4 protein-coding genes are annotated in these 4,204 nt (G+C 42.3%); all 4 read right to left on the bottom strand.

Features of this window, described 5'->3' with window-relative positions; translation table 11 throughout:
• A partial coding sequence (locus tag B4G81_RS04555; RefSeq protein WP_294080567.1) for an alpha/beta hydrolase occupies positions 1–1,947 on the bottom strand: 1,947 nt, incomplete at its 3' end.
• A 97-nt stretch (positions 1,948–2,044) separates the two neighbouring features.
• A complete protein-coding gene (locus tag B4G81_RS04550; protein WP_294080565.1) occupies positions 2,045–2,455 on the bottom strand; it encodes a hypothetical protein in 411 nt (136 codons plus the stop codon).
• Positions 2,456–2,724: 269 nt separating this feature from the next.
• The gene (locus B4G81_RS04545; RefSeq protein ID WP_294080564.1) at positions 2,725–3,621 is read right to left on the bottom strand and encodes a hypothetical protein; all 897 of its coding nucleotides are present in this window, start codon (positions 3,619–3,621) and stop codon (positions 2,725–2,727) included.
• Positions 3,622–3,652: 31 nt separating this feature from the next.
• Positions 3,653–4,204, bottom strand: a 552-nt coding sequence (locus B4G81_RS04540) for a hypothetical protein (protein WP_294080562.1), incomplete at its 5' end; no start/stop codon positions are given.

Below are 4,204 nucleotides of genomic sequence, written 5' to 3'. Positions count from 1 at the left end.
ACCACCCAGTGAGTGGCCTATAACCCCAATTCTCTTCTTGTCAACGTAAGGCAGGCTTTGCAGTATATCGACACAAGAGATATGGTTGAAGATCCCTTTCATTGTTCCCGAATCATAGCGGTCATTAGCAAAGTCGTAATTTTCCAGCTCACCCATACTCGGATAGTCTGGTGAAATAACTACATATCCTCTTTCTGCAAGCTCCTTGGCGTAAGCCCTGTTTTTAATACTGGTAACGCCATCTATTATCTTCTTGCCTTCAATGCCGGTTCCGTGAAGAGCAAGCATAGCAGGAGATAACATCGATTTATTTTTTGGCCGGTAGAGATAGGCGAACACTTTTTCAGAGGGTGCTGCCTCAAAGTTGATACTATAACGTACATATTTTTCATACACAGCAGAGTCAGTATAGACCACATGCAATTTTTTCTTCTGCCGTGGCGGGACTTTTCCCATGACAAGTTGCATATTGTTTAGTACCTCCTCTCTTTTTTTCTCCCATTCTTTTTTATTTGTGACAGGAAAAATTTGACCGCTACGATCTTTGTAGGTCAACAACTCCCGGGGTCGGTTGGCTTTGTTTCGGTCTAAAAGCCGCTTAATCTTCGTCAGGATCAACTTTTCCGATTCTGCGGTTACAGGACTGGATTCAATCTCATACCCTCCTTCAGGATAAGCTGCTTCTGTTCCAATATAAGACGGGCCATAATCACCGTAAGCTGCCATCGCAACAAAACAATCCGGCGCCATCTTTTTGGCGGCCAGCTGATACTCGACGAAGAGTTCACCCGGCATAAACAATATCCGGGCATCATGAATCCGTAAGCAGGCGATTTCAATTCCTTTTCCTGCAATTCTTCTTTTGTACCATCCCAAACGTCCCATGTTGTTCGCAAGCAAACGACTATTCATCTGAAACATGGTTTTTTCTATCTCTTTTACTTTCTCCTGATAGGGAAGAAAAAGATATTCGGTATCCCAACCCAAATCTACTGACTGAACACCGAATTTTTTGGTGTTGTTCCATGCACGCTCCATTCCGTCTGCCAATCTTTTTGCCAGGATGAAACGGTTTTCATGACTTCCGTCGTTGTACTTCCCGGCGGCAATATTCCCTCCTGCACCGTTAAAATGGACATGTAATGCATCCGGCACAGATAGTTGCCGCAAGTATCGTGCGATACCCGGAAAATCGGGATTGGCGGTCTTTGTCAGATAATAGCTCTGCGGATGTGTGGCATAAAAACTTAATACTGCGAGGGGTGTATCATTGTTCCAGAAGCTAACTAACGATACTTCAGGATCAATTAATCCTTCAGGCATAGAACGAAGTAGCGAATCATTGCATGCTGATCCGCGCATCTTTACAATACGACCATTCTCCTTATAGATTCTTCTGTTGGAGGCAACCCTAATGACATCGGCACTACCCAGCCCAATATCTGTCACCTCTTTGACATCTTTGAGGGATGTCGTGATTGACTCCTGCAGCTTTCCGATCAGCTCTCGGGCAAAAGTACCGTCAAAACAACCTGGAGGGAGATTGTTCTCTTTCAATATCTTTTCCGCAGTAAAATCGCAGAAAGGGGTATCGTGCACGTGGATCGTATGGATGACCACCCTGTTTGGAATGGTTCCGGCGGCTTCCGCCAATGCTTCCTTGAAGACATCCTGTGACTCATTGCCGATACCGATCCAGTCGATAGAGCACAACACAATCGGTTCACCGTTACCTACCAACACGACACCTTTTGCTCTTAGGTGGAGATCGCTCGAATTGATCATGGGGTCATAGGTCAGCTGACTGCCAACGGGTGGAGTGGCGTCTACATCAAATACCGCAATTCCGATGCCCTCATCTTGGGGAGAAGAAAAGGCAGTAGCCATTGGGAATGTAGTCAATACCATTCCTAACAAGAAAAGTAAGATGGTCGATTGATATTTCATTGTTTCTTATTTTTTTGAATGATTTTTTTTTAAAATGTTCTGTTTATATTGTATGGATGTTCTTATCATCTATCACAGAGGCCAAATAAATATGCTCTCACTTTAGCCTTGTTATAATAGTTTCCAGTGGAGCCAACTTCAAAGTGATACCTTTATGAGGCTTAATAGTGATGGTATCGGTCTTACTGGTATTGGAGGCAATAATATATTTCTCTTTGTTGTTTCCTTTAATTGCAATGTGCTTATCTCCATCGATATCTTTTTCGAGCGTATCTAACTTGATTATATCAAGATTCTGTTTTAGCTCTACCAGGAGAGGTATTAACCGGTCGAATACCTCCGGCGTTTCAGACCAATCGTTCCAGAAAAGAATACCTGTTGAAACATGGATGATGGCTGTATATATCTGACACTTCACGTTCATGAGATATTCTTCAGGCGTTACATTCCCGGATTTAGCATAACCATTTCCATCGAAATAGAGCCAGATAGGGACTTTTTCGCCCAATCCTTCCCTTATGCGTCAACGGTTAATCCTGATAGTTCAGGATGTGCATAAAAATCCCTGAAGGCATTTATCCCAAAGAAAGACAGGCCACGGTCAGTGTGCCTATTTTAATGAGATGCATAGTAATGTATATTTATAAATGTATTATTCCAAAGCCAACCCTGCCACAAAATCCTATTGAAGACGGGGTTGGAGAGGAATAAGTTATTAATCTATTTGATCAGATTTGAACCGTTTTCCAGTCTTTCGCTAAATACCTCTCAGGGAAGCTATTTCTTAGAGAATGCAGCCTTCACTATCTGGTACTTCTCAGCATCACTCACAGGATTGGGGTGCGTATAGATTAGCACGCCATCCGCATGTTCCTTTCCACGCTGGATTACCTCTTCCACATAGGTTGGTGTAGAAGCACCTAATCGGGAATGTGCGGTCAGATAGACATCGATATAAATTGGCATCTCCCCGTTGAAGAGCGTTCTTAATCTTGCGATTTCATATTCTACCAAACCAGCATTCCTTAGGTTTCCACCTTCCGATTCTGCTCTGTAGGGAAATAACAGCCCATCTAAATAGGATGCGTACTTTTTCACGAAATCGGGTGTAATTTGCCTGTAGTAGGAGCAGGGGATAAACTGAAACGATGGATTTATTCTGTCAATCTTATCCATCATTTTTCCGACATACTCAGGAGTATAAGTCTTGAGGTTATGGACAAAATCATCGATACTGAATGCTACCAAATTGGGATACTGCAGGCTCAATTTAGCAATTTCTTCCGACCATTTGATATAATCAAGGCCATAAGGTTCAGAACTCCATTTCGCTATTGGTTTTGACTCGGATGGTGGTACCAAAGATACCCAGACAGCAATCCGGTTTTTTAAAGCCACGGGCAGAAAAAGTTGCAGATCAGCCCAGTCATTTTCATTTTGCCATATTAACCAGTTGTAGGTGTTTGCATTCAGATCTTTTAATTGCTCCATCAATTTATTGATATCTGCCCTGCCGTTTGATAGTCTGGGTAAAGCATCATAGGTACCGAGTACCATTTTATCTTCACGGGAGAATTTGAATGTATCTTTCGAAAACTTCCCTGCAGACCCACAACCTGAGAAAAAAAGACCACAGAGTGTGACAAGAATGGTAATAACAACTATCTTTTTCATAGGAAATATGTTAAGAAGCCATGGCCATCTATCATTTAATATCTATTCTTATTAGGTCTGCAATAACCTTACCATCATGTTCAAACCGTGCGATGGTGTATATATCATTATTTTTGCCGATCGCAATAGAATTCACATAGGTCGGAAAAGAACCGTCGTCGTAAAAGATAGGACCCAGATCTTTGTATCTCTTCTCAGGTATGTTGAAAGTTACCAGGTGGAGATATTCCAGCCCTTTAGCAGCACCCATGTTGATCTTATCGAGTCCGGTAACCCTTATGCCATCTTTATAAATGGGCGCCCCTGTCAGATAGTAAATAGCACCATCTTTAATTTTGAATCCAAGATAACCGTAACTGAACTGATCGAACATCCCGCTTTTTCTTGATGGTTCTGATGTAATTCGTTCAACAATTTCGACTTTCTTGTTCAGGGGGTCAAAGGTAAAGAGATAACCGGAGTTGCCATGCACACCATAAGCCTTGTTTTCCGGTTCATACCAGTAAATCTTTCTCCAGTTATATCCCATACTGCCGGCATCACTGGCATCAAATTTCCCAAAATAATCGAGTCTCAAATCCAC

Source organism: Proteiniphilum sp. UBA5384 (assembly GCF_002410825.1).
Classification (GTDB): domain Bacteria; phylum Bacteroidota; class Bacteroidia; order Bacteroidales; family Dysgonomonadaceae; genus Proteiniphilum.
Note: the sequence above shows the minus strand (reverse complement) of the source record. Positions and strands in the feature narration are given on the sequence as shown.

Excerpts from the sequence above, each read along its gene's own strand:
- B4G81_RS04545 (WP_294080564.1), bottom strand. The coding sequence starts at position 3,621 with ATGAAAAAGATAGTTGTTATTACCATTCTTGTCACACTCTGTGGTCTT.